The sequence below is a fragment of the Streptomyces sp. NPDC002867 genome (genome assembly GCF_053591895.1).
The window spans coordinates 322384-341494 of record NZ_JBSFUR010000002.1 but is presented as its reverse complement, the minus strand read 5'-3'; the positions used below and the strand labels follow the sequence as shown (position 1 = coordinate 341494).

The window sequence follows — 19111 nt, the reverse complement described above, 5'->3', positions numbered from 1 at the left end:
CATCCCGAGCTTCTTGTTGTACGCCGCGATCTCGCGCTCGCCCTGGTAGACCTGGATCTGCACCGACGGCTGGTTGTCCTCGGCCGTCGTGAAGATCTCGGACCGCTTGGTCGGGATCGTGGTGTTGCGCTCGATGAGCTTGGTCATGATGCCGCCCTTGGTCTCGATACCGAGGGACAGCGGGGTCACGTCGAGGAGCAGGACGTCCTTGACCTCACCCTTGAGGACACCGGCCTGGAGCGAGGCGCCGATGGCGACGACCTCGTCCGGGTTCACACCCTTGTTGGCGTCCTTGCCGCCGGTGAGCTCCTTGACGAGCTCGGCGACGGCGGGCATACGGGTCGAGCCGCCGACCAGGACCACGTGGTCGATCTCGGACAGCTGGATGCCGGCGTCCTTGATGACGTTGTGGAACGGGGTCTTGCAGCGCTCGAGCAGGTCGGCCGTCAGCTGCTGGAACTGGGCGCGGGTGAGCTTCTCGTCCAGGTGCAGCGGGCCCTCGGCGGAGGCCGTGATGTACGGCAGGTTGATCGTCGTCTCGGTCGAGGACGACAGCTCGATCTTCGCCTTCTCCGCGGCCTCGCGCAGACGCTGGAGAGCCATCTTGTCCTTGGACAGGTCGACGCCGTGGCCGTTGTTGAACTGCTTGACCAGGTAGTCGACGACGCGCTGGTCCCAGTCGTCACCACCGAGGTGGTTGTCACCGTTGGTGGCCTTCACCTCGACGACGCCGTCGCCGATCTCCAGCAGCGAGACGTCGAAGGTGCCGCCACCGAGGTCGAAGACGAGGATCGTCTGGTCGTCCTTGTCCAGGCCGTAGGCCAGGGCGGCCGCGGTGGGCTCGTTGACGATGCGCAGGACGTTCAGACCCGCGATCTCGCCGGCCTCCTTGGTGGCCTGGCGCTCGGAGTCGTTGAAGTACGCCGGGACGGTGATCACCGCGTCGGTGACCTTCTCACCCAGGTACGACTCGGCGTCGCGCTTCAGCTTCTGCAGGATGAACGCGCTCATCTGCTGCGGGTTGAAGTTCTTCCCGTCGAGCTCGATCTTCCAGTCCGTGCCCATGTGGCGCTTGACGGACCGGATGGTCCTGTCGACGTTGGTGACCGCCTGACGCTTGGCCACCTCGCCGACCAGCACCTCACCGTTCTTCGCGAAGGCGACGACGGACGGCGTGGTCCTGGCACCCTCGGCGTTGGTGATGACGGTGGGCTCGCCGCCCTCCAGAACGCTGACGACGGAGTTAGTCGTGCCCAGGTCGATGCCGACCGCACGTGCCATTTCAATTCCTCCAGCTGACTTGAGTGGAACTGGCTCAAGGATGCCCCACGTCTCCCGATGAGTCAACAGACCTGAGTCGAGGCGACTCAACTTTTATCCGGCGCTTATCTGCAGCCTGCTCTCGCGCGCGTGGCGCACCCGTTCGCATCGGGGACGATCTGCGACAGTCATAGTCGCAAAAAACGGTCAATAACCATCATTCGCGACGGAGGGTGGGCGCTCATGTCGGCGAAGCGAGCCGTCGATCTCGCAGGCAGCCTCTTCCTGCTGCTGGCACTGTCCCCGGTCCTACTGACCGCCGCGGCCGCCGTCGCCGTGACGTCACCGGGGCCGGTCCTGCACCGCGTACCGCGCACGGGCCTGGGTGGCCGCCCCTTCCAGAGGTTCACGTTCCGCATGACGCACGCCGGTCACGTCACGGCCGTGGGCAGGCTGCTGCGCCGCCGGTTCCTGGACGGCCTGCCGCAACTGATCAACGTCGTGCGCGGGGAGATGTCCCTCGTCGGACCGCCCCCGCTCCCCGTCGAGCCGGCCCCGACGGGCCCGGGGCGGGCCCGCCTCGCCGTACGGCCCGGAATCACCGGCCTGTGGCAGATCAGCGGGCGGTCCGAGCTCCCATGGGAGGAAATGACGGTGCTCGACCTGCATTATGTGGAACAGCACTGGCTTGGACTCGACCTGATGATCCTGGCCAGAACCGTCCCCACCGCGGTCGCAGGGCGCCCTCCGGTCAGGGTTGCCTGAGCGACACAGATCACCGCCCACCCAGCTACAGTGCGGCGGAATAAGTGGGTACGCTCAGCACGGACTGATTAAGTTACCGCTTAGTAGTAGTGCTGGACCATCCCACCCTCGCAGGCCCGAGGAGCCCCCAATGCAACTCGCCGCGATCATTGTGTCGCTGACCCTGACCGTGGTCGGCGTTGCGCTCATCTCCCGAGCGGTCGCGCAGATCTACCGGTTCGTCAAGCTCGGTCAGCCCGTGCCCGCGGGCAGCCGTACCGACGACCCCAAGGCCCGGACGATCACCCTGGTCAAGGAGTTCCTCGGCCACACCAGGATGAACCGGTGGGGCATCGTCGGTTTCGCGCACTGGTTCGTCGCCGTCGGCTTCCTGACGCTGCCGCCCACCCTGGTGCAGGCGATCGGGCAGCTCTTCGAGGCGGACTGGGTGCTCCCGGTCGTCGGCGGCTTCCTGCCGTTCGAGCTCTACATCGAGTTCATCGGCGTCATGACGATCCTCGGCATCGTCGTACTGATGGCGATCCGGCTGCTGAGCCTGCCGTCCCGTGCGGGCCGCAAGTCGCGTTTCGCGGGCTCCAAGGCCTGGCAGGCGTACTTCGTCGAGTACGTCATCCTCACCATCGGCCTGGCGATCTACGTGCTGCGCGGCCTCGAGGGCGCGATCCACCACGTCGAGCACTACGAGGCGGCGTACTTCGCCTCGTACCCCCTGGTCCTGGCCTTCAAGGGCCTGAGCGTGCCGACCCTCCAGACGCTGATCTACTTCACCGCGATGGTGAAGATCAGCACCTCCTTCATCTGGGCCATCACGGTGGCGCTCAACACCAACATGGGTGTGGCCTGGCACCGCTTCCTCGGCTTCCCGAACATCTGGTTCAAGCGCAACGCCGACGGCGCCAGCGCCCTGGGTGCGCTCCAGCCGATGACGTCGGGCGGCAAGCCGATCGACTTCGAGGACCCGGGCGAGGACGACGTCTACGGCGTCTCCCAGGTCGAGCAGTTCTCCTGGAAGGGCATCCTCGACTTCTCCACCTGCACCGAGTGCGGCCGCTGCCAGTCGCAGTGCCCCGCCTGGAACACCGGCAAGCCGCTCTCCCCGAAGCTCCTGATCATGTCGCTGCGCGACCACGCGCACGCCAAGGCCCCGTACCTGCTGGCCGGCGGCGGCAAGACCATGGAGGGCGAGGAGAAGGCCTCCGAGGAGCAGCTGAAGGACGTCCCGGCGGCCGCCCTCGCGGAGGCCGAGCGTCCGCTGATCGGCACGCTGGAGGAGAACGGCGTCATCGACCCGGACGTCCTGTGGTCCTGCACCACCTGCGGCGCCTGTGTCGAGCAGTGCCCGGTCGACATCGAGCACATCGACCACATCGTCGACATGCGCCGCTACCAGGTCATGATCGAGTCCGCGTTCCCGTCCGAGGCGGGCACGATGCTCAAGAACCTGGAGAAGAAGGGCAACCCCTGGGGTCTCGCCAAGAAGCAGCGCGTCGAGTGGACCAAGGAGGTCGACTTCGAGGTCCCGATCGTCGGCAAGGACGTCGAGGACCTCACCGAGGTCGACTACCTCTACTGGGTCGGCTGCGCCGGCGCCCTGGAGGACCGCGCCAAGAAGACCACCAAGGCCTTCGCGGAGCTGCTGCACATGGCGGGCGTCAAGTTCGCGATCATGGGCGGCGAGGAGAAGTGCACCGGTGACTCGCCCCGCCGCCTGGGCAACGAGCCGCTGTTCCAGCAGCTCGGCCAGGAGAACGTCGCCATGCTGAACATGGCGTTCGGCGAGGACGACGAGGACGAGTCGACGAAGAAGCCGAAGTCGGCGAAGAAGATCGTCGCGACCTGCCCGCACTGCTTCAACACGATCGCGAACGAGTACCCGCAGCTGGGCGGCGAGTTCGAGGTCATCCACCACACCCAGCTGCTCCAGCACCTCATCGACGAGGGCAAGCTGATCCCGGTCACGCCGGTCGACGGCCTGATCACCTACCACGACCCGTGCTACCTGGGCCGCCACAACAAGGTCTACACGCCCCCGCGCGAGATCATGTCGGCCGTCCCCGGCCTGCGCCAGCAGGAGATGCACCGCCACAAGGAACGCGGCTTCTGCTGCGGCGCCGGCGGCGCGCGGATGTGGATGGAGGAGCGCATCGGCAAGCGCATCAACACCGAGCGCGTGGACGAGGCCCTGTCCCTCAACCCGGACATCGTCTCCACCGCCTGCCCGTTCTGCCTCGTCATGCTCACGGACTCCGTGAACGGCAAGAAGAACGACGGCCAGGCCAAGGAGTCCCTCCAGGTCGTCGACGTCGCGCAGCTGCTGCTCGACTCCGTCAAGACCCCGGTCGACCCGGCGGGCGAGGCCGAGACCGAGAACACGCCGGAACCGGAGCCGGTGAAGTAGCCGTCTTCCCGTAGGAACAGCGAGCGGCCGGACCTGCCTCGGGGGCAGGACCGGCCGCTTCTGTCATATCCCCCGCCGCCCCTCCACCGTTCCTGACCTCCGCGAAGGCGTACGGGAGCCACCCCCCGGGGGTTCCCCTAGGGGATGTCACAGCTCGGCCGCAAAGGCCCCCGGTTTCCGGTCCGCCGTCACCCGGCATGCGCGGACCGGGTACGTTCGATTACGTGGCTGGATTCAGGATCGGACGCGGCCGGGACAACCGCACCCCGCGACAACAGCAGGCGCCCCAGGCGCCGCCGCCCTCCACGGGCGGCGGCCGTGCCGCGCCTCCGTACGGGCAGCAGGCCCCGCAGTGGCCCCAGACGAGTGGCGGGCCTCAGCAGTATCAGCAGCAGCGCCGCCAGGGCGGGTACGACGAGCCGGAGTACTTCGGTGACCCGTACCACCAGGCACCGCCCGCGCCCGACCCGTACGCGGCCAACCACCCGGGCCACACGCAGGCGTTCAGCGTCCACGACGATGTGTACGGCGACGGCGCCACCTACCACGCCGGCGCGGCCCCGGCCGCGCCCGCCGGCCCGCGCCTGCACTGGAAGCAGCTGCTGAGCGGCATCGTGATGCGCCCCGGCCCGACCTTCCTGCAGATGCGCGACTACCCGGTGTGGGGCCCCGCGCTCGTCGTCACCTTCCTCTACGGCCTGCTCGCGATCTTCGGCTTCGACGAGCCGCGCGAGGAGGCGATCAACGCGACGATCTCCACCGCGATCCCGTACGTGCTGAGCACGGGCGTCACGTTCGTGATCAGTGGCCTGATCCTCGGTGCCGTGACCCACACACTGGCCCGCCAGTTCGGCGGCGACGGCTCGTGGCAGCCGACGGTCGGCCTCTCCATGCTGATCATGTCCATCACGGACGCACCGCGCCTGGTCTTCGCCCTCTTCCTCGGCGGCGAGAACTCCCTGGTGCAGGTGCTGGGCTGGCTGACGTGGCTGGCCGCCGGGGCGCTGTTCACCTCGATGGTCAGCAAGTCTCACGACCTGCCGTGGCCGAAGGCCCTGGGCGCGTCGGCGATCCAGCTGATCGCGCTGCTGTCGATCATCAAGCTCGGCACGATCTGATCCGGGCAGAGGAAAGGCCCCCGTCGGCGGGGGCCTTTTCCGTGTCGCTGCGGTGTCCTGCGCGATTTCCTACGCGTCGAGAACCTGCCCGGACCTGCGGACGACGGGCTTCTCCACGCTCCAGACCGAGGACCCGCGGCGGTTCAGCACAAGGCGCTGAGACGTGGGCACACGACGATCGGGAGTTCTGGAGTCAGGCCGGACAAGGTCGTTCGCTCCTTTCATGGGCGCGGCGGCCGACCCCGAGCAGAGGCCGGCCGCGCGCTGTTGCCGTGGACTACGCCTGACCGTACGGTCGGCCGCAGTCCGAGTCGCACTGCGCCAGGTTCTCGCCGTTCACGGTCCACAGGTCGTCGAAAACCATGAACCCTGCGGCCTTCATCGCGTGGGCCGAGGCGGCAACCAACTCCGGGTCACGCGCTCCCCCGCCCGGCTTCGGGTTGTGGTGCAGAGCTGCCCAGGACCCTTGACCATGCCCCCAACCAGCCGAAACCGGCACGCATGACGAAGGCCCTTCTCCGCTGGTCTTGCAAGGCTGGGCCAGTGAAGCGAGAGGCTTCTGCGAGAAGTACTGCTGAGGACGACGGGCCCGCAAGGGGGATTCGAGTCGTCCATACGGCGCTATCCGGGATCTCCAGCGAGTACGGGCCGAACGCGGCGCTTAGCGTCGGACCGGCGATCATCAGCGCCGCGGCGATCCCGCCTGTCCATGACGGGGCACCAGTCGCCGAGTCCGTTCGGAGCACTGGAACGCACTCCGGTGTCGTGCACTGCAGGAGGTCTACGTGTCAGGTATCGCAGTACGGGTGGCGTCGGAGCAGGGGAGTGGGGGGCGAAGTCGCAGGGGCAGAGGTTCGTGGTGGGTGCTGTTGCGGGCCTGGGTGACGGGAGCGGCGGTCCTGGTGGGTCTCGTGGTCCCGCTTGCCGCGGCTACGCCCGCCTCCGCACAGACCGGAACGTTCGCCTACGTCGCCAATGCCGGCGCGAACAACGTGTCGGTGGTCGACACCAGCACCAACACCGTCATCGACACCGTCACCGTCGGCGAGTTCCCCGTCGGGGTGGCGGTGACCCCGGACGGCTCCCGCGTCTACGTCGCCAACGCCGGCTCGGACAACGTGTCTGTGATCGACACGGCCACCAACACCGTCATCGCCACCATCCCCGTCGGCGACGAACCGCAGATGCTGGCGGTGACCCCGGACGGCTCACGCGTCTACGTCGCCAACGCCCTTTCGGACAACGTGTCGGTGATCGACACGGCCACCAACACGGTCATCGACACCGTCACCGTCGGCGACACCCCCGTTGATGTGGCGGTGACCCCGGACGGCTCACGCGTCTACGTCACCAACGCCGGCTCGGACAACGTGTCGGTGATCGACACAGCCACCAACACGGTCATCGACACCGTCACCGTCGGCGACGCACCGTTCGGCGTGGCAGTGACCCCGGACGGCTCACGCGTCTACGTCGCCAACCGCAACTCGAACAACGTGTCAGTGATCGACACAGCCACCAACACCGTCATCGACACCGTCACCGTCGGCGACGCACCGTTCGGCGTGGCAGTGACCCCCGACGGCTCGCGTGTCTACGTCGCCAACGCCCTTTCGGACAGCGTGTCGGTGATCGACACGGCCACCAACACCGTCATCGACACCGTGATCGTCGGCGACTTCCCCCAGTTTGTGGCGGTGACCCCGGACGGCTCACGCGTCTACGTCACCAACACAGACTCGGACAGCGTGTCGGTGATCGACACGGCCACCAACACCGTCACGGCCACCGTCACCGTCGGCGACTCCCCCTTCGGAGTGGCGATCGGGACCATCGATGCGGACCGGACCCCGACCAAACTGACGCTGAGGCTGGAGAAGAAGGGGAAGGGGAAGGGGAAGGACGTCATGAACGCCCTGGGCGCCGGGGGCAGGGATGGCCTCACTCTGCAGGCCAAGCTGACCGCCGAGGGCCGGCCCCTGGCAGGCAAGCCCATCGACTTCACCACCGACTCCATCTCGCTGTGCACCGACACCACCGACAGCAAGGGCAAGGCCACCTGCAAGGTCCCGCGCAGCCGGACCAACGAGACCTGCTACACCGCCACCTTCGCTGGCGACGACACCTACGAGCCCTCCACCGCCACCTTCTGCAGGTTCAACGGCAAGACCGACAGGCTGTCAGAACTGGCGGGTCCGGAAGGCCTGAGCGTTATCCCCGGCCCGGCACTGTCGCCGGCCAGGACATGAACGTGATCCTGCGCGGCCAAGCCCCGGCAGTTCCACGCCGCCTCCCGCAACCCCGCAGCTGATCACCTCGACAGCATGCCTCGACAGGGCATGTCATCTACTTCACGACTCGTGGCCCTGACCTCAACCAGAGGCAGGGCCACGACAGCGCCATGGGTGCTCGATCGCCGACACCGCGCGCATCGACGCATGAGGCGAGTGGCGAGCGCCTCGCGCAACAGGCCTGGCGGAACAGCAGGTCAGATGTGTTCTTATAGAGCTTCGCGCGACGGAGAGATCGGTGCGCCGGACTTACGGCATGGAGGCAACACAGACCAGGGGAAGTTGATCCAGTCGTCGGTGCGCTTCCACACGTACTCGCACTTCACCAGCGAGTGCGACTTCTCGTAGATCACGGCGCTGCGGACCTCGGCGACGTGGTCGACGCAGAAGTCGTGGACGAGCTTGAGCGTCTTGCCCGTGTCGGCGACGTCGTCGGCGATCAGGACCTTCTTGTCGGAGAAGTCGATGGCGTTGGGCACCGGCGCCAGCATGACCGGCATCTCCAGCGTCGTCCCCACGCCGGTGTAGAACTCCACGTTGACCAGGTGGATGTTCTTGCAGTCCAGCGCATAGGCGAGACCGCCGGCGACGAAGACGCCGCCGCGCGCGATGGAGAGCACGATGTCGGGCTCGTAGCCGTCGTCGGCGATGGTCTGCGCGAGCTCACGGATCGCGCCGCCGAACCGCTCGTACGTCAGGTTCTCCCGTACGTCACTCATGTTCGTTCCGGCCCTCACACCTGCGTCCGATGGAAGTTCATGAAGGACCGGGAGGCCGTCGGCCCCCGCTGGCCCTGGTACCGGGATCCGTACCGCTCGCTGCCGTACGGCTCCTCTGCGGGTGAGCTGAGCCGGAACATGCAGAGCTGTCCGATCTTCATGCCCGGCCAGAGCTTGATCGGCAGCGTGGCGAGGTTCGACAGCTCCAGGGTCACGTGCCCGGAGAACCCGGGGTCGATGAAACCGGCCGTGGAATGCGTCACCAGGCCGAGCCGCCCGAGGGAGCTCTTCCCCTCCAGCCTCGACGCGAGGTCGTCCGGCAGCGAGATGACCTCGTAGGTCGAGGCGAGCACGAACTCGCCCGGGTGCAGGATGAACGCCTCGTCGCCCTCCGGCTCGACGAGCCGCGTCAGATCGGCCTGCTCGACGGCGGGGTCGATGTGGGGGTAACGGTGATTCTCGAACACCCGGAAGTAGCGGTCCAGCCGCACGTCGATGCTCGAGGGCTGCACCATGGATTCGTCGTACGGATCGATGCGCACGCGTCCGGCGTCGATCTCGGCCCGGATGTCCTTGTCTGAGAGAAGCACGCCCCGAGGATACGCAGAGCGCGCGGGCGGCCCCAATCGGACACCGGCCCGCGCGCCCGGCCGCCGCCTCGGCTACCGCTTGTTCTGCTCCACGACGGGCACGGCATGCCGCAGCCGCGCACACCGCGGACACCGGATCAGCCGCCCCGGTCCGAGCCGGTCGGGACCGAGCTGCTGCATCGGAAACGAAGCGGTGGTGAACACGTGCCCCTCGGCACAGCGGACGACGGTGCGCTCCATCAGGTCCATCGGGCCCCTTCCCCAACGAATGCGAACGAAGGACCACATTAGGGGATAATCCGGACGCCACCCCAGGCGGCACTCCGCGCCCCGAGGTTACGCCTCAACTCCCGTGCCCTGCACCCGCATCCGCCCTCCCGGAAACACGAACACCCCGCGGCGTCATACACCGGGGGCGGGCGATGGGGTAGAGTGTGCGACGATGCGGCACCAATCACCGGTGCGCTACGCGGGTGTAGTTTAATGGTAGAACATGAGCTTCCCAAGCTCAGAGCGCGGGTTCGATTCCCGTCACCCGCTCCAAAGAAGAAGGCCCAGGCCAGGGACATGATCCCCGACCCGGGCCTTTGTGTTGTCTAGACCCTTCTAGGCTCCGCGCACCACTTCCGCACCACTTGAGCCCTCTCCGGGCTGATCGTGGCGCCTCTGGCGCGCGGCTCTGACCAAGGCGTGCAACCCACTGGCGACCGCTATCTGACGTTCATGGTCCGAGTGCTGATAGATCAGTGCCGCCTTCTCCTTGAGCGTGGCTCCCGACCTCGTCGCCAGGGTGTGCCCGGTGTGACGAAGGTCGTAGAAGCGGAAGCCGTCCAGCATGCCGACGAGGGCGCGGGCCTTGCGCCACTTCCGTCCGAAGGAGGTGCGCCGGAACGGGGCACCCTTCTCCCCCACGAACAGAAGTCCCTCCGGTCAAGTGCGTCCCATGGTGCAGGATCAGTCCCACCAGGTGCCGCCGGCCTGCCAGCGTTGAACCCACTCCAGGAAGCCGGCTGCATCAGGCCCGGGGTCGAGATCGGGCCAGCTGGGAGGGAGCCAGCCGAGGGGGAGGAGACCGCCGTCTTCGGCTGGGCCGAGCGCGGAGCCGTTGGCGATCTCTGCGACAAAGCTGCGGTAGGGCTCAGGCAGTACGACGCCGTTGGCTGTCTCCCACGCCGCAACCCCGTCCCATCCCAGTGGGGCCTCTCTCCACTCGGATGGGAAGGCGGCTCGGAGGGTATCGAGGGCTTCGCGTCCCGGGCGAGGTTCTTCATCAGCCGCATCCATGGCACCACAGGTATCAGCCACTCCGGACAGACCCTTCACCTGGGCCACTCATCCGCCGCCGTTCCTTGCAGGCGTGCCCATCCGTGCCCGATCGGTCGGAGATGAGCGGGGAACCAAGGGGCGTGGACGCTCCCCGCAGGCCGACGACCTCACAGCTCAGCGGGCGTCCGCATTCGTGGTCTTCCGAACCAGTGCCGTAACTCCAGCACTTGCATCGAGGACTGGCCTGCCGCGGGATGTATGGTCACGCGCGTGAAGAGAGCTCGCTGGATGTCGGATGGAGGCTCGTGGCTCGCCATCTGGACAGGCGCGTCGTTGATGTTCTGGCTGGCAGGGAAGGTGACCGGCGAACCAGCGGGCTGGATGACCTGCGCGGCCTTCGCCTTGTTCTCCCTGGCATCCGGCATGCGCTCCCAACGGTGGCATCGATACCGTCGATCAAGGAAGCAGGCGCGGGCCGTTTCAGCACCGTCCGACTCGTAGCAAAGCCAGTCAGCTCGGGCCGTCTCCGGGCCGTGCGAGGGCGCACAGCGGCGACCAACGCTGACAACCCTGGCCGACTCGATCGCAGGTCACGACGTTGGCCGCCGACCAGGGTCCACGAAGCCCGCGGGTGATTTCTTCGGCTACCGAGCGGTCCCTTGCCCCCCGACTCTTCGCAGCGAAGTAGCCCATCCGTACAGGCCGTTGGCTACGCGGTCCGGCCCCGAGGTCGCGCTCCCGTCAGCAGCGGTGGCCGGGCCAGTGCCGGATCCGTCCAGCGGTCCTCGCCGGTGAGTCCGAGCAGCCCTGTCCGGTGCTGCAGATCCGCCGATGCGCCCGACTCGCGGAGCCGCACCGCAGCGTGGTCGAGGAGCCAGGCGACCAGTTCGGCGCGCATCTCCTCCTCGTCGTGCTCGTACCAGCCGACGTTCCACGGCAGGCTGTCTGCCAGGAGTTCGGACTCCCATTCCGCCGCCGCCTCGGCGAGATGTCGGTCGCCGAGGTACCCGGTCTGCTTCTCCCATTCGGCGAGCCAGGGGCCGACAGTTCCTGACGCCTCGGCACACATCACGAAGACCTGGTGCGCCGGGACGATCGCATCCGGCTCAGTGAGGCTCTGCGCCCACCACGCATGCAGAAACTCGCGTACCGGACCGGCGTGATCGTCAGGCCACTGCTGCCAGCGGCCGCGGGCGAAGGAGCAACCGGCCTCTTCCAGTCCGAACAGGGGTTCCGCGCGACCGGAGACCATCACCGCGGCGAACTGCGGCAGGATGCGGCGCAGCACAGCCGCGTGATCGGTCCAGTCGACGGCCTGCCAGGTCCGGCGCAGGAGATCCGGTTCCAGCTCCACGTCCGGCGTCTTCAGAAGGGAGAGCTCCTCCGGGCTGCCCCAGTGGCATTCGCAGTTGCGCTCGTCCGGGTGTGCGGTCATGCCGTGGAAGGTGACGGCGAGGTTGTCCAGGGCGGCGCTGAGGCGGCGGCGTGCGGGACGGTCGGCGAGATGCAGGATGTGCCCGGCCTTCGAGGACTCCGTACGGCTTCCGCCGGCCGAAGGTCGCCACTTTACCGGGTGAGGCGGGGCCGGCGCCGGCCGCCCTGAGGGTGCGGCGGATCAACTCGTCCTCGACGGCCTCTCCAGGATGGACGTCAGCAGGCGGTAGCTCATGGCGACGGTGGTCTCGGCCCCGGTCGAGTGCAGCCGCTCCGAAGGCCAGGACCGTACGCGCCGTGCTGATCATCCGCGAAGGCCCCGACCGCGACTCCTACGTGAAGAAGCGAGGCGAAGGCTGCAGGCACATCCAAGCCGTGAACGCCCTTGCCCGCCGATGCCTCAATGCCCTCTGGGCCCTTATACATCAGAACAGTGCAGCAGTCGTTTCCTGTACGCCGGACAAGCGAATGTGCCATCCGGTTGGGGGCGGACGACACCCGGCCGGTTGCAGCGCCGACCGCCCGACTGATTACTGAGGCTGTCAGCATGAACGGGTTGCCCGTCCAGTCACGCCGTTGCGCGGCGTGAGGAATAGGCAGTGAGGGCGGGAGCGCGCGACACTCCTGGAGAGAACATGCAGGACCTTACGATCTGCCGCGAGCTCGGTGAACGCCACGGCGAGGGCCGGCCGCTCAACAGTCTCGGCACCGCTCTGCAACAGGTGCAGCGGTTCGACGGGGCTATAGCGGCCCACCAGCAGGACCTCGCCGTCTGCCGTGAGATCGGCGAACGCCACGGCGAAGCTCTGGCGCTGGACAACCTCGGTGCTGCCCTGCAGCAGGTGGGGCGGTTCGACGAAGCCATCGAAGCCCACCAGCAGGCCGCCGACCGTTTCACCGAGCTCGGTGACGTCCACGGCGAGGGCCGAGCGCTGAACAATCTCGGTGCCGCCCTGCAGCAGGTGCGGCGGTTCGACGAAGCCATCAACGCCCACCAGCAGGCCGCCGACCGTTTCACCGAGCTCGATGACATTTACCGCGAAGGCCAGGCGCTCAACAACCTCGGTGCCGCCCTGCAGCAGGTGCGGCGGTTCGACGGGGCAATCATGGCCCACCAGCAGGCCGCGAACCATTTCACCAAGCTCGGTGACCGCGACGGCGAAGGCCAGGCGCTCAACAACCTCGGTGCCGCTCTGCAGCAGATGCGGCGGTTCGAGGAAGCCATCGAAGCCCACCAGTTCGCCGCCGAACGTTTCAGCGAACTCGGTGACCTCCACCGCGAAGGCCAAGCGCTCAACAACCTCGGTGCCGCCCTGCAGCAGATGCGGCGGTTCGACGAAGCCATCGAAGCCCACCAGCAGGCCGCCGACCGTTTCACCGAGCTCGGTGACATCCACGGCGAGGGTCAGGCGCTGAACAACCTCGGTGCCGCCCTGCAGCAGGTACGGCGGTTCGCCGAAGCCACCGACGCCCACCAGCAGGCCGCGAGCCGCTTCAGCGAGCTCGGCGATGGCCGGAGCCGGGTCGTGAAACGCCGGGAGTCTCGCGGCATGTGGCGGGTGCTCACGGGCAGGGGTCCTAAGGACCGGCCACGGCGGGCTGCTGCAGATGCCCCGAAGCCTGCGGAACTCGCTCCGACGCCGTACGTCCCTGCGCTCCCTCCCGCGGCCAAGGTGCCGTCAGCGTGCGAAACCGTCGCCGACTGAACCAGCAGCGGCACACCGCCGTCAGAGGCCAGACGCATGGGACCGCCTGCAGCCCACACTTCACAGACCCGATCTTCCTTCCGGGCCCGGAGCGGCCCGTTAGCCGTACTGGATACGGGACTTGGGCACCACAGGCGGTCCAGATGCGGGAACTTCTCCGCCCTGTCGTGGAGCATCAGCCACCGGTTACCGGACGCGGCGTTTCCCTGCCCGTCGGCGGCCGAGGTGTATGCGGAGGAAGATCAGGTCGGCAACGAGCACCATCACGCCGATGATCAGCAGGTAGAGCAGTCCCTCGGTCACCGCTCCGATGATGCCCAGCACGATCGCCACGATGATCAGCAGGAGAAAGAGGGCCATCTCCATCACCTCGTATCGCGGCGTTCCTGGCCCGCCTGCCGGTCTTCCGTGGCGATCGGGTGTGTCCGGCCGGTGCCGGTGTCGATGAGGATCTGCTCGGCCGTGGCGTTGTGGGCGCTGACGGCCCGGGCCATCGCCGCGCGCGCTGCGTCGGGAGTCGTGTCCGGTGGGATCACCAGCAGGGAGAAGTGGTCTCGATCGCCTCGGGTGACGAGGACGGTGTCATCACCGACCGGGAAGGAGTCGATGTGCACGACGCGGTCGTCGATGATCAGTCGTGTCGGTAGTTCTTCCCAGGTGCTGGAGTCCAGGCCGACGCGCGTGAGGGGGCCGACGTGCTCGGTCAGCGCGGTGATCAGGCTGGGCAGCTCGGCGCCGACGTCGCGGGATCGCGGCCACCATGCGCCGTCGAGGATTCCCTCGCGGACATGTGTCGTCCCCAGCCGCAGAAGGGCTGTTCCAGGCTTCACGGCCTTGTGGATCGCGTCCGGCAGGACCTTCGTTTCCGGTGGGGTGTCGGCGTCGGACATGGTGTGCTCACCTGTCTGCGGGGTTCGGTGTGCGTTCGTTGATCGCCTGGGATGACGTCCGGGTGGCTACCGGTTTCACGGTACTCCTGAGCCCACGTCCGCGTTCGCCTGCGGGCTGCGGACGCGCACCGGCGGTTTCCATCGAATTCGCTGGTCACGGGCGGGTTCGCCGGACCGCGCCCGGAGTACAGTGAAGACACCGGGAGTACTTCGCACACCAGCTCCACGCGGGTGTCGTTCTCGGCGAGCAGCAACACCGGGACCATGAAGATGCGCCCGGGGACAGGTCCGCGCCATGACCGCGACCATCGACCGTACGACTGACAGTGAGCGCGAGACCTCACCGCCGCCCCGCCTGTCTCTGACCCCGATGGGGTCGGCTCCGGGGCTTCTGGACGGTGCCTGGTGGCCTCGCTCCCGCGATCTTTCCCGTGAACTCCCCGCCCTCGTCAAGGTGCTGGACGCGTGCTGGGGACGGATCACGCGTGTCACGGTGAACCCGACCCACTGGCCCGTGATCCCGCGCAAGGTGGCCGTGGCAGGGCACACGGTGCACGTGGGCTGGTTCGCAGACGAGCAGGACCCGCACAAGCTGATCCTTCTCTCCTACACCACAGGCCGCTGGGATCTGCTGGTGATCCCGCCGGAGGCCGGTGCGGCTGCCGCCGCCCGACTGATGATCGCCGCAACCACCCCCGGCGGGCTCGCCGCCGCCAGCGGTCTCATCGCGAGCGAGGACGTCGCCCGCGAGGCCAGGGACGCACTGGGCCGGGAAGAGGAGTGGGAGACCGACGGCGGGCACGCTTCAGCGGCGGCCGAGCAGCCCGACCCGACCGGGCCCATGAGCTCCGCCCGAGGGAGGTGAGGACATGGAGACCGCCATCACCGTGTCCGTGATCATCGCCATGATCCTCATAGGTGTGCTGTTGATCCATCTGCTGAATGGCCAGCACGCCGAGCGGATCGCAGCATTCCACTACGGCGAAGTCGTGCCGGGCATCGGCCGGCGGCGCCGGAAGAGCCGACGGCCGGCAGAGCGTGCCGGATCGTCCGTCACTCCCGCTCACCCCGTCGCCGCTGCTCACAGGGAAGACCGAGAAGGGGCCGCGGATGACGCATGACCTTGTTGTGACCGGGGCGGTGGGTGTGGGGCTCGACGAGTGTGGGGCCACCGCCCACCGGCACGTCGAGCTGCTGAACGAGGCCACCATGAAGCCACCGAAGCCACCCGAGGACGGGCGGGCCGAGGTGCGTATCGTCGCGGCGTCCCCCGAGACCGCCCGTAGGGTCGCAGAGGTACTTCGTCATTGCTTTGCCTCCACCGAGCAGCGCAGCTACCCCGCCGGCAGCGACGGCGGAACCCGCCTCCACCTCACCGTGGACATCACGCAGACGGCGGAGCTGGCGCGACCCTGGCTGGCAGCCAGTCGGTCCTCCGATCAGGACCGCACACAGACGGATGAAGTCTGAGGCAGAGACCCTCGTCGGCGCCCCGGCACGAGTGGGTATCCGGCACGAGTGGGTGGCAATCATGGCAACACTCCACGAGCGGAAGAACTACCGCGAGGCGATCATGAAGTCCCTGTACGTGGCCACGGAAGGCAATCGCCTCCTCGGCGTCACCGGGGCGAAACTGCGCGACGACCTCCACATGCCCGAGCAGGACCTGGCCGCAGCCTGCACATACCTGGCGGGCGAGGGTCTCATCACAGTCGACTGGGCACGGGGAAACACCCCCGCGATGGTCACGCTGACGCATCGGGGAATCCGGCTCATGGAGGCCGAAGAGGAGGAACGCGGCTGACGCGGCACTGAGCCCTTTCCGGCGGCCCGCATTGCCATGAAAGTCCCTTCTGCCGGATAGGCGGCACAGGCATAGCATGGTGAATGGGTCGGTGCACTCTCACGTGCAACCGCCCGGAAGGGCGACCCCGGTGTGTATGCACCGGGGTCGTTGCGCACGATCGGCGCGACGGCAGGGACATCGGCTGGCGAGCTGAAAGGGCACGGTGATGGCGGAGGGTGATCGGCAGCCGAGCAAGGACACGGTGGACCGGTCGGAGGGGTTCGGTGAGCGGTTGCTGGGAGTGCTGCTGGACCGGGCACACGAGATGCCGCCGCAGCTGATCGCCCCGCTGATCGCGGAAGAGGTGGCCCGGGTCGGTGGCCGGGACATCTCGATCCTCCTGCAGGACTACGCACAGCTGCTCCTGGTGCCGCTGCCGGGTAGGCGGCTGACCCTCAGCGGGCCGGAGCCGATCGGTGAATCCCACGCCGGCACGGCCTTCCTGCGTGCGATCCCTGTCGAGGTACCGCAGGCCGACGGCGTCCGGATGTATCTGCCGTTGCTGGACGGCAGCGACCAGGTGGGAGTGCTGGCCGTCACCCTGGAGACCGTCGACGACGACGACCGGCGCCTGCTGCGCAGGCTCGCCGGACTGATCGCCGACATGCTGGTCACCAAGCACAGCTACACCGACCAGTTCTTCCTCACCCGGCGCCGTGAACCCATGAGCGTGGCCGCGGAGATCCAGTGGTCTCTGCTTCCGCCGCTGGCGATGGCCGTGCCGCAGGTCGCGGTGGCCGGAATCCTGGAGCCCGCCTACAACGTCGCCGGCGACAGCTTCGACTACGCCCTCAACGACGACATCCTGCACGTGGCCGTGATCGACGCGATGGGCCATGGCCTGAACGCCGCCACGATGGCCACCGTCGCCATCGGCGCCTACCGGCACTCCAGACGTGCCGGCATCGGCCTGTCCGAGATCTACACGTTCATGGACCGGGCCGTCGCCGAGCAGTTCGGGCCCGAACACTTCGTCACCGCGCAGATGATGCGTCTGAACATCGCAACGGGCCACCTGCAGTGGGTCAACGCGGGCCACCCCGCACCGCTGCTGATCCGCGAACACGAGGTCCTCCGGCAACTGGAGAGCCCGACCACCTTGCCGGTCGGCTTCGGCGGTGAAGAGCCCCAGGTCAGCGAGCAGACACTGCAACGCGGCGACCGGGTGTTGTGCTTCACCGACGGCCTGATCGAGGAACACGAAGCCGGTGAAGAGCAGTTCGGCGAGGAACAACTCATCCACTGGGTCAACCGCGTCGAGCAGGCAGAGGAGGGAGTGCGGGCAGTGGTGCGCTCGCTCTCCCACACGCTGAAGGAGGAACGGGGCGGGAGCACCAGTGACGACGCGACCCTCTTCCTGATCGAGTGGCTCGGAGGCGCCGCCGACCACCTCGCCGTCCTGGAGTGAGCGAGCCGACACCCGCCCCATCGCCGCAACCGTGCCCTTCAGGGCAGCGAACAGCGGTCGTCAACGGTGCGATGGGCCGTTCAGGAAGTCCTCCGCCCTCTTCCCGACAGTGCGGTCCCCGGCGCGATGGCCTCATGGGACGCGCTCGGCAGACGGCTCGACGCGCGGGGCGTGCGTGACCGGGCCTAGGCTTCAAGGGGGCGGACAGCGGCGTGCATGCATGCTCGCCCCTGGGGCACATGATGCTGCGACTGCGTTCGCACGTCCCCAGGCCGTGCTGCGAGAGGTGACTCCATGGACCACGAGCCGTTGCCCTCCGCGGGCCACGCAGAGGTTCGTATCGTCGCGGCGACGCCAGAGGCCGCCCGGCGCGTCGCGGAGGTACTCCGCCGCTGTTTCGCGTCGACCGAGCAGCGTAGCTATCCCGCAGGCAGCGAAGGGGCCACTCGCCTCAGTCTCACCGTCGACACCGCGCACGCCGCGGAGCCCGCACAGTCCTGGCTGGCAAGCAGCCGTTCGCCCTTCGACGACCACGTCCAGGCAGACGTGGTGTCCTCGGGCGGCGAGCGAGAGCTTGGCAGCCCTCCTGGTGCCGGCGCGCGCCCCGCCGACGGCGGCCGGGGAGCGGCAGCCACGGCGACACTGCGTGAGCGCAGGACCCATCGGCAGGAGGTTCTGAAGGCTCTCTACGAGGCCGTCGGACACCATCGCCGGGAGGTCGGCGCAGACGCGCTCCGCGAACGACTTCGTCTCCCCGACGAGGACCTGAGCGCCGCCTGCGCCTACCTGGCCGGCGAGGGCCTGATCACCGTCGACTGGACATCGCACGAGACCCCGGCGACAGCCTCACTCACCCACGAGGGCATCAGGTTCATGGAAGAGGCGGAAGAACGCGGCTGAAGCCCCGGGTCCGTCGGCCGCGCGGGTCGCACCAGCGCCGAAGTGTTCGGGCAGATGCTGCGACAGCGTGGGATCGAGCCCGATGCCGTACGCGACGTCGACGCTGCGTGGGACGTCTTCGCCGAGTTTCTCCAGACCGAGGTCGAAGGGATCGAGCCGCCTGAGAACGACGGCGACGGCTTCATCGCCGAGTGGGGCAGGTGGAGCTGGAACGACGACCAGCCTGTGCTGTCCTTCGGGCGGCTGCTCGCGGTCAACGACGTCGGGGAGGACGACCCCCATGGGCAGCCGGAGTACTGGAAGGTGCAGTTGCAGCTCGTCTTCGGCGAGGACCCGGCATGGGCCGATCTCGACAGCATGGGACACCAGGACACCGGGTTCGACCACGCCGAGATCGGCGTTTCAAGGACTGCCGCGCTCGCAGAGATGCGTCGCTTCATCGAGTCCTCCCCCCAGCTGGTCGCCATGTGGCGAGCCGAACCGGCTCGCAGCGCCTTGACCCTCGAACGAGCGGGATAGC

19 protein-coding genes, 1 tRNA gene and 3 pseudogenes are annotated in these 19111 nt (G+C 67.8%); 14 read left to right on the top strand and 9 right to left on the bottom strand.

From position 1 onward, the window contains the following. The coding region (gene dnaK, locus ACWD0A_RS03100) for a molecular chaperone DnaK (protein ID WP_451294015.1) at positions 1–1281 on the bottom strand (1281 nt) is incomplete at its 3' end. A gap of 222 nt (positions 1282–1503) precedes the next feature. Here dnaK and ACWD0A_RS03095 point away from each other — a divergent pair. The 4 genes from ACWD0A_RS03095 (at position 1504) to ACWD0A_RS03080 (ending at position 7790) form a co-directional block, all read left to right on the top strand. Next, positions 1504–2025, top strand: a complete 522-nt coding sequence (locus ACWD0A_RS03095) for a sugar transferase (RefSeq protein WP_451294013.1) — start codon at positions 1504–1506, stop codon at positions 2023–2025. Between the two features lie 130 nt (positions 2026–2155). Further along, positions 2156–4423, top strand: a complete 2268-nt coding sequence (locus ACWD0A_RS03090) for a heterodisulfide reductase-related iron-sulfur binding cluster (RefSeq protein ID WP_451294011.1) — start codon at positions 2156–2158, stop codon at positions 4421–4423. Positions 4424–4647: 224 nt separating this feature from the next. Further along, the gene (locus ACWD0A_RS03085; protein WP_451294009.1) at positions 4648–5541 is read left to right on the top strand and encodes a Yip1 family protein; all 894 of its coding nucleotides are present in this window, start codon (positions 4648–4650) and stop codon (positions 5539–5541) included. 863 nt (positions 5542–6404) lie between these two features. Then, positions 6405–7790: a YVTN family beta-propeller repeat protein gene (locus ACWD0A_RS03080; protein WP_451294007.1), complete on the top strand. Its 1386-nt coding sequence runs from the start codon at positions 6405–6407 to the stop codon at positions 7788–7790. Between the two features lie 251 nt (positions 7791–8041). On the opposite strand, the gene ACWD0A_RS03075 is transcribed toward ACWD0A_RS03080, so the two are convergent. The 3 genes from ACWD0A_RS03075 to ACWD0A_RS03065 form a co-directional block, all read right to left on the bottom strand. After that, positions 8042–8551, bottom strand: coding sequence for a phosphoribosyltransferase (locus ACWD0A_RS03075; RefSeq protein ID WP_365995054.1), 510 nt, complete (start codon positions 8549–8551; stop codon positions 8042–8044). A gap of 14 nt (positions 8552–8565) precedes the next feature. Further along, positions 8566–9141: a dCTP deaminase gene (gene dcd, locus ACWD0A_RS03070; protein ID WP_307714409.1), complete on the bottom strand. Its 576-nt coding sequence runs from the start codon at positions 9139–9141 to the stop codon at positions 8566–8568. A gap of 72 nt (positions 9142–9213) precedes the next feature. Further along, positions 9214–9390, bottom strand: a complete 177-nt coding sequence (locus tag ACWD0A_RS03065) for a hypothetical protein (RefSeq protein WP_177149456.1) — start codon at positions 9388–9390, stop codon at positions 9214–9216. A 220-nt stretch (positions 9391–9610) separates the two neighbouring features. Here ACWD0A_RS03065 and ACWD0A_RS03060 point away from each other — a divergent pair. Beyond that, positions 9611–9684, top strand: a tRNA-Gly gene (locus ACWD0A_RS03060). Positions 9685–9747: 63 nt separating this feature from the next. Here the strand turns inward: ACWD0A_RS03060 and ACWD0A_RS03055 are convergent. From ACWD0A_RS03055 to ACWD0A_RS03045, 3 genes and pseudogenes are all read right to left on the bottom strand, one after another. After that, positions 9748–10071: pseudogene (locus tag ACWD0A_RS03055) on the bottom strand (tyrosine-type recombinase/integrase); the annotation flags it as partial. A gap of 503 nt (positions 10072–10574) precedes the next feature. After that, a complete protein-coding gene (locus tag ACWD0A_RS03050; RefSeq protein ID WP_451294004.1) occupies positions 10575–10832 on the bottom strand; it encodes a hypothetical protein in 258 nt (85 codons plus the stop codon). A gap of 284 nt (positions 10833–11116) precedes the next feature. Continuing rightward, a complete protein-coding gene (locus tag ACWD0A_RS03045; RefSeq protein ID WP_451294002.1) occupies positions 11117–11842 on the bottom strand; it encodes a hypothetical protein in 726 nt (241 codons plus the stop codon). Between the two features lie 302 nt (positions 11843–12144). Here ACWD0A_RS03045 and ACWD0A_RS03040 point away from each other — a divergent pair. Together ACWD0A_RS03040 and ACWD0A_RS03035 are read left to right on the top strand one after the other, a co-directional pair. Next, positions 12145–12273, top strand: a pseudogene (locus ACWD0A_RS03040) (IS110 family transposase); the annotation flags it as partial. 203 nt (positions 12274–12476) lie between these two features. Further along, the gene (locus tag ACWD0A_RS03035) at positions 12477–13547 is read left to right on the top strand and encodes a tetratricopeptide repeat protein (RefSeq protein WP_451294000.1); all 1071 of its coding nucleotides are present in this window, start codon (positions 12477–12479) and stop codon (positions 13545–13547) included. A 186-nt stretch (positions 13548–13733) separates the two neighbouring features. Here the strand turns inward: ACWD0A_RS03035 and ACWD0A_RS03030 are convergent, their stop codons facing one another. Together ACWD0A_RS03030 and ACWD0A_RS03025 are read right to left on the bottom strand one after the other, a co-directional pair. Beyond that, positions 13734–13907, bottom strand: a complete 174-nt coding sequence (locus ACWD0A_RS03030) for a hypothetical protein (RefSeq protein ID WP_451293998.1) — start codon at positions 13905–13907, stop codon at positions 13734–13736. A gap of 5 nt (positions 13908–13912) precedes the next feature. After that, positions 13913–14437 carry a DUF5994 family protein gene (locus tag ACWD0A_RS03025; RefSeq protein ID WP_451293996.1) on the bottom strand — a complete coding sequence of 175 codons (525 nt, stop codon included), beginning with the start codon at positions 14435–14437 and terminating at the stop codon, positions 13913–13915. A gap of 295 nt (positions 14438–14732) precedes the next feature. Between ACWD0A_RS03025 and ACWD0A_RS03020 the strand changes: the two genes are divergently transcribed. The 7 genes and pseudogenes from ACWD0A_RS03020 (at position 14733) to ACWD0A_RS02990 (ending at position 19110) form a co-directional block, all read left to right on the top strand. Next, positions 14733–15302 carry a DUF5994 family protein gene (locus tag ACWD0A_RS03020; protein ID WP_451293994.1) on the top strand — a complete coding sequence of 190 codons (570 nt, stop codon included), beginning with the start codon at positions 14733–14735 and terminating at the stop codon, positions 15300–15302. A gap of 4 nt (positions 15303–15306) precedes the next feature. Then, a complete protein-coding gene (locus tag ACWD0A_RS03015) occupies positions 15307–15558 on the top strand; it encodes a hypothetical protein (protein ID WP_451293992.1) in 252 nt (83 codons plus the stop codon). Between the two features lie 88 nt (positions 15559–15646). Beyond that, positions 15647–15907: a hypothetical protein gene (locus ACWD0A_RS03010; protein WP_451294057.1), complete on the top strand. Its 261-nt coding sequence runs from the start codon at positions 15647–15649 to the stop codon at positions 15905–15907. A gap of 61 nt (positions 15908–15968) precedes the next feature. Beyond that, positions 15969–16241 carry a hypothetical protein gene (locus tag ACWD0A_RS03005; protein ID WP_307714428.1) on the top strand — a complete coding sequence of 91 codons (273 nt, stop codon included), beginning with the start codon at positions 15969–15971 and terminating at the stop codon, positions 16239–16241. Positions 16242–16449: 208 nt separating this feature from the next. After that, positions 16450–17691 carry a PP2C family protein-serine/threonine phosphatase gene (locus tag ACWD0A_RS03000; RefSeq protein WP_451293990.1) on the top strand — a complete coding sequence of 414 codons (1242 nt, stop codon included), beginning with the start codon at positions 16450–16452 and terminating at the stop codon, positions 17689–17691. Between the two features lie 294 nt (positions 17692–17985). Further along, positions 17986–18237: pseudogene (locus ACWD0A_RS02995) on the top strand (hypothetical protein); the annotation flags it as partial. A 408-nt stretch (positions 18238–18645) separates the two neighbouring features. Further along, positions 18646–19110, top strand: a complete 465-nt coding sequence (locus ACWD0A_RS02990) for a hypothetical protein (protein WP_451293988.1) — start codon at positions 18646–18648, stop codon at positions 19108–19110. Position 19111 lies beyond the last annotated feature (1 nt).